Source organism: Eisenbergiella porci, from assembly GCF_009696275.1.
GTDB classification, from domain to species: Bacteria; Bacillota; Clostridia; order Lachnospirales; family Lachnospiraceae; genus Eisenbergiella; species Eisenbergiella porci.
This window is the reverse complement of the sequence record NZ_VUMI01000103.1, coordinates 1-6136: the sequence shown is the minus strand read 5'-3', so window position 1 is coordinate 6136 and position 6136 is coordinate 1. Positions and strand designations below refer to the sequence as shown.

Annotated in this window: 4 protein-coding genes and 1 pseudogene; all 5 read left to right on the top strand. The window is 50.3% G+C overall.

Going from position 1 to position 6136, the window contains the following annotated elements:
- A pseudogene (locus FYJ45_RS28580) lies at nucleotides 1-1959 on the top strand (DUF4368 domain-containing protein); the annotation flags it as partial.
- 137 nt (nucleotides 1960-2096) lie between these two features.
- Entirely contained in the window at nucleotides 2097-2525 is a 429-nt protein-coding gene (locus FYJ45_RS28575; RefSeq protein WP_154468344.1) for a GNAT family N-acetyltransferase, read from the top strand.
- Nucleotides 2526-2882: 357 nt separating this feature from the next.
- A complete protein-coding gene (locus FYJ45_RS28565) occupies nucleotides 2883-3242 on the top strand; it encodes a DUF3847 domain-containing protein (RefSeq protein WP_154468343.1) in 360 nt (119 codons plus the stop codon).
- Nucleotides 3208-4704, top strand: coding sequence for a MobQ family relaxase (mobQ, locus tag FYJ45_RS28560; RefSeq protein WP_154468342.1), 1497 nt, complete (start codon nucleotides 3208-3210; stop codon nucleotides 4702-4704). The genes FYJ45_RS28565 and mobQ overlap by 35 nt, the downstream gene beginning before the upstream one ends.
- Nucleotides 4701-6136, top strand: a 1436-nt coding sequence (locus FYJ45_RS28555; protein ID WP_154468341.1) for an AAA family ATPase, incomplete at its 3' end; no start/stop codon positions are given. The genes mobQ and FYJ45_RS28555, both read left to right, overlap by 4 nt.

Genomic DNA, 6136 nt, shown 5'->3' with positions numbered 1-6136 from the left:
GCCGGTGTTGTATGCTCTAAAAGACTTCTTAATCAAGTGGTTGGGAAGTCTCTTAGAACACATAACCTAAAGTCGTAGAAAGGAGCGCAAGCAATGAGAAGAAACGAGAAAATTACTGTTCTTTACGAGCGTTTGAGCCGTGATGATGATTTACAGGGCGAGAGCAATTCTATCTCCAACCAAAAGAAGCTGTTGGAGGACTACGCCGCCCAGCATGACTTTCCGAATCCTGTCCACTTTACGGATGATGGTATCAGCGGCACTTGTTTTGACCGCCCCGGATTTTTAGCCATGATGAAAGAGGTTGAAGCCGGGAATGTGGAATACCTCTGTATCAAGGACATGAGCCGTCTGGGGCGTGACTATCTGAAAGTCGGTCAGATTATGGAAATCCTGCGACAGCGTGGTGTGCGCCTTATCGCCATCAATGACGGCGTGGACAGCGCCAGAGGGGATGATGATTTCACCCCTTTCCGCAACATCATGAATGAGTATTACGCCAGAGACACCAGCCGTAAAATCCGTTCCACTTTTCAATCCAAAGGCAAGACAGGCAAGCACCTCACGGGGACGGTCATTTACGGCTACCTCTGGAACGAAGCCAGAGACCAATGGTTGGTTGACCCCGAAGCCGCCGAGGTTGTGAAGCGTATTTTTGCCATGACGATTGAGGGCTACGGTCCGTATCAGATCGCAAACCGGCTGAAAGAAGATAAAGTCCTCATTCCGTCCGCTTACCTTGCACAGCATGGCGAGGGCGTGAACAAGAACAAGACTTTCAAAGATATGTACGGCTGGGGTTCCTCCACCATCGTAAATATTCTGGAAAAGCGGGAGTATCTGGGACACACCATCAACTTCAAGACCCGCAAGCACTTCAAAGACAAGAAAAGCCATTATGTCCCGGAGGACGAATGGACAATTTTCGAGAATACTCATGAAGCCATCATTGACCAGCAGACCTTTGACCTTGTGCAGAAAATCCGCAGCAAGGTCAGACGCTACCCGGACGGCTGGGGCGAGGTTGCACCCCTCACAGGTTTGCTTTATTGTGCCGATTGCGGCGGCAAGATGTATGTCCACCGCACCAACAACGGCAAACGCATTTCTCAATATACCTGTTCACAGTACACCAAAGTCCCAGTCGGAACGATCTGCAAGACACAGCACCGTATCAATGAAGATGTGGTACTGTCCCTTGTCTCCGATATGCTCAAAGCCATTGCCGAGTATGCCAAGCATGACCGAGCCGAGTTTGTCCGAGTGGTACAGGAAGCGCAGTCAAACCAGCAGACGGCAGAGGTCAGGAAACAGCGGACACGCCTTGCCACCGCCAAGCAGAGAGTGTCCGAGCTGGAAGTCCTGCTCTGTAAAATCTATGAGGACAACATTTTAGGAAAGCTGTCCGACAGCAGATACGCCACTCTGGACGCTCAATACGAAAAGGAACAGTCCGAGCTTACCGTTGAAATTTCTGCTCTGGAAAAGGCTATCAAGAGCTACGAGAAGCACGAAAAGGACGCTGACCGTTTTATCGCTCTGATTGACAAATACGAGAACTTCGACAAGCTGACCATTGCCATGCTCAATGAGTTTATCGAGAAAATTCTTGTGCATGAGCGTGACCGCAAAGGCAGTATACAGACCACGCAGGAGGTCGAGATTTACTTCAATTTTGTCGGGCGATTTGTTCCCCCGGCATTTGGCGAAGTGGAACTTACACAGGAGGAATTAGAGGAAATCCGCAAGCGTGAGGAACGCAAGGACAGACTTCATCAAAATTACTTGAAGCGCAAAGCCAGCGGAGCGCAGAAGCAATACGAGGACAAAATCAAGGAGAGGAAAAAGGCAGAAATGGACGCAAAGAAAGCCGCCATTCGTGCGGAGGACATTGCAAAGGGCGTGTTCATCCCTGTCAGCAGTTTACCGCAAAAAGAGCCGATGAAAGCCGTTATCTGAATACAGAGAGGAACGCCCGAAAGGTTTTTAGACTGTTCGGGCGTTTCTTTGCGCCATTGGTAGAATTTTTCACATTTTTGTGATATACTTTATTTGTCGAAAGAGCGAGACAAATAAGAATTTGATGAGGTGTAATTATGGTAAGAATTGCAACAGTAAATGATGCAGAGCAATTAAACATCTTAAATGTTGAATTTAATGGTGAGAGCGACACAAGCATAGACAATATTAGAAATTCCCTTATGAATAATAAACAGGAAGTTGTTATCGTTGCTGATGAAGATGATATGTTAGTTGGATTTGTTTGTGTTCAGCTTAAAAAATCGTTCTGCTATGATGAATATATGCCTGAAATTACAGAAGTGTATGTTAAACCAGCATACAGAAAAAGAGGCTTAGCGAGTGAGATGATTACTTTTGCAGAGGCTTATTGTAGTAAGAATTATCCACTTGACAAATATGAACTTCTAACAGGACAAGAAAATCTTGTTGCACAAACTGTATATAATAAACTTGGATATGTAGATGATAATGAACTTCATTTATCAAAACGAGTTAAGAGATAGTCAAATTCCAATTTATCGGGCTGTCGAAAAACCCTTTAGGAACTAAAGGGCGCACTTCTATACTCTCCTGTCGGAAGTATCGTGCGTCCTGCGGAGCTTCACTCTCCGTCAGCAGAAGAAAACTGCATGACCGAGAATGTTGCGTCACTTCGTTCCGTCAAGGTGGCTACACCCCCTTGCGCCGCTAAAGCGGCTATCCCCTGTGGACTTGCCGTCCGCAAACGGTTTTGACAAACCGTTCGCCGCCAGCAAGTTTGAAAAACTGAATACCGAAAAACTGACCGTTGACTGGTCGCAATCTGCGAAAAGTTGACGGTCTTTTTTTATCCCCATTTTCAAAAAAGGAGGTCAAACAAAATGGCAAAACCGAAAACCCTCGAACAGCTCCGAGCCGACAAGGAACGAGCCGAGACGCAGCTTGCACAGGAACAGCACAAGCTGGAGCGTCTGGAGAACAGAAAGAAGTATCTGGAGAAAGGCGAGAGACAAAAGCGCACCCATCGTCTTTGCAATCTGGGCGGCACGATTGAGAGCCTTGCCCCGGAGGTCAAGGATCTCACACGCACCGAAATGACCGAGCTGATGGAACACATCTTTTCTCTGCCCGAAGTCCGGCGAGCCGTCCGACACATGGCGATTACCCACATCAGCCAAGCGAACAGAGAAAAGGAGTTGAAAGCCGATGGCACTATTTCATCTGAGCGTCACGCAGACTAAACGAAGCGCAGGACAGTCCGCTATTGCTTCTGCCGCTTATCGAGCCGGAGAGCGTTTGTATAGCGAGTATTATGGCGAGTACAGCGACTACACCCGAAAGGGCGGCGTGATCTGTTCTGACATTCTCCTGCCATCCTATGCACCGCCCGAATACGCAGACCGTCAGACGCTATGGAACGCCGTGGAAAAAGCCGAGTGTGGAAAGAACGCCCAGCTTGCATACAGCTTTGACATTGCCTTGCAGAATGAGTTCTCCCTTGAGGAAAACATCGCTCTTGCAAGGCAATTTTTGTTAGAGAACTTTGTGAGCCGGGGCATGGTGGTTGACTTTGCCGTACACCAGCCAGACCGTGAGGACGGCGGCATACCCAATCCGCATTTTCATGTGCTTTGCCCTATCCGTCCCATCGAGCAGAACGGCAAATGGGGGATAAAGCAACACCGAGTGTACGAGCTGGACGAGGACGGCAACCGTATCCGGGGAGCAGACGGGAACTTTGTCTTCAACGCTGTTCCCACTACCGACTGGGGCAGTCCCGAAACGCTGGAACATTGGCGTCAGACATGGGCTGAACTATGCAACGCCAAGTTTGCGGAGAAAGGGCTTGATGTTCGTATCGACCACCGAAGCTATGAGCGTCAGGGCGTGGATTTGCTTCCCACCGTCCATGAGGGCGCAACCGTCCGGGCAATGGAGAAGAAAGGCATACGCACCGAAAAGGGCGAGTTCAACCGTTGGATAAAAGCCACTAATGCTGTTATCCGGGATATCAAGAAGAAAATCTCTCTCCTGTTCGATTGGATTGCCGAAGCAAAAGCGGAACTTGCCAAGCCGCAGGCACCCGACCTTGTTTCTCTGCTGAACGCCTACTACACCCAGCGCAAAGCCGGGGCATATTCCCAGAAAGGCAAAATCAGCAACCTAAAGGAGATGAATGAGACTTTCAATTATCTCCGGGCAAACGGCATTTACACCCTTGAAGATTTGGAAAGCCGTGTCAATGAACACAGCTCCACCACAGAAAGCTTGAAGAAAACGCTGGACGGGCAGACCGCACGAATGAAAGCAATTAAGCAGCTCTCTGACAGCTCCGCTACTTTCCAGAGCTTGAAGCCAGTCTATGACGGCTTGCAGAAAATCAAGTTTGAGAAGCCCAGAGCCAAGTACAAGGCAGAGCATGAAGCGGAACTGAAACAGTTCTACGCCGCCAGACGAAAGCTGACCGGGGAGTTCCCGGACGGCAAGGTGGATATGAAAAAGCTGTCCGCAGAGTATGACGCTCTGGAACAGGCACATGACATCACCTACGGCGAGTTTAAGACCGTCAGAGACGATTTGCACCGCCTTTGGAAGGTCAAGTCATGTGTAGATACTGCCGCCCGATTTAACGAGCACACAGAGCAAGAAAAGCTCCAAAATCGACCCCAAACACGACACAAAAAGGAGGAACTATCCCGATGAATTACACCCAAGCACAGATTGACAGGGCAAACGCCGTCAGTCTGGAAGATTTTCTCCGAACACAGGGAGAGACACTAATCAAAAGCGGACGAGAATACCGCTGGAAAGAACATGACAGCTTGACCGTCCGAGGAAACAAGTGGTTTCGCCACAGCCAGAGCAAGGGCGGCTATCCCATTGATTTTGTCATGGAGTTTTACGGCAAGTCCTTTCCCGAAGCCGTCCAGATGTTGACAGGCGAAAACGGCGAGGGACAGACCGAAGCTACCACAGCACCGCCCACAGAGTTTCACTTGCCGCTACACAACCGAACAGCCGACAGAGCAATTCAATATCTTTGCGAAAGCCGAGGTCTCAACAAAACGCTTGTTGAGGCTTTTCTTCTTTCCGGGGATATTTACGAGGACGCAAAGCGGCACAATGTTGTGTTTGTCGGCAGAGACCGAAGCGGCACGCCGAGATACGCCCATGTGCGAGGAACGGCAGACCCATTCAGACAGGACATTACCGGCTCCGATAAATCCTATCCGTTCCGTTACGAGGGCAACAGCAACCAGCTCTTTGTCTTTGAAGCACCGATAGACCTTTTGTCCTTTATCTGCCTTTATCCGCAGGACTGGCAGACAAGGAGCTATCTTGCCCTGGGCGGCGTTTCGGGCAAAGCCCTTGACCGTTTCCTTTCTGACCGCAGGGACACCCGAAAAGTGTTCCTCTGCCTTGACAGCGACACCGCAGGAAGTGAAGCCTGCACTCGACTGGCGCAGGACATTCCCAGCGAGATCGCCGTCATTCGCCTTGTCCCGGCAAGGAAAGACTGGAACGATGTTCTCCGTCAGCAAGGGGACATTCCGAGCCGCAAATTCATAGCCGAGACAATCACGCTGCGAGAGCTGCCCACCGCCCAGCCTGTCCCAATGCTCCGCATGGCTGATGTGGAGCTGACGAGCGTGGATTGGCTATGGTTTCCGTATATCCCCTTTGGAAAGCTGACCATCATACAGGGCAACCCCGGCGAGGGCAAGACCTACTTTGCCATGCGCCTTGCGGCGGCTTGCACCAACCGAAAGCCTTTGCCCGGCATGGAGACCATTGACCCTTTCAATATCATCTACCAGACCGCCGAGGACGGTCTGGGTGATACCGTGAAGCCCCGACTGATTGAAGCGGACGCAGACCTTGAAAGAGTGCTTGTCATTGACGACAGGGACACACCACTGACCCTTGCCGATGAACGCATAGCAAGGGCAATCCGTGAGAACAACGCAAGGCTGGTTATCATTGACCCGGTACAGGCGTTTCTTGGGGCAGATGTTGACATGAACAGGGCTAACGAGGTGCGCCCGATATTCCGCAGTCTGGGAGACATTGCACAGGCTACTGGGTGCGCTATCGTGCTGATAGGACACCTGAACAAAGCCGCAGGAACACAAAG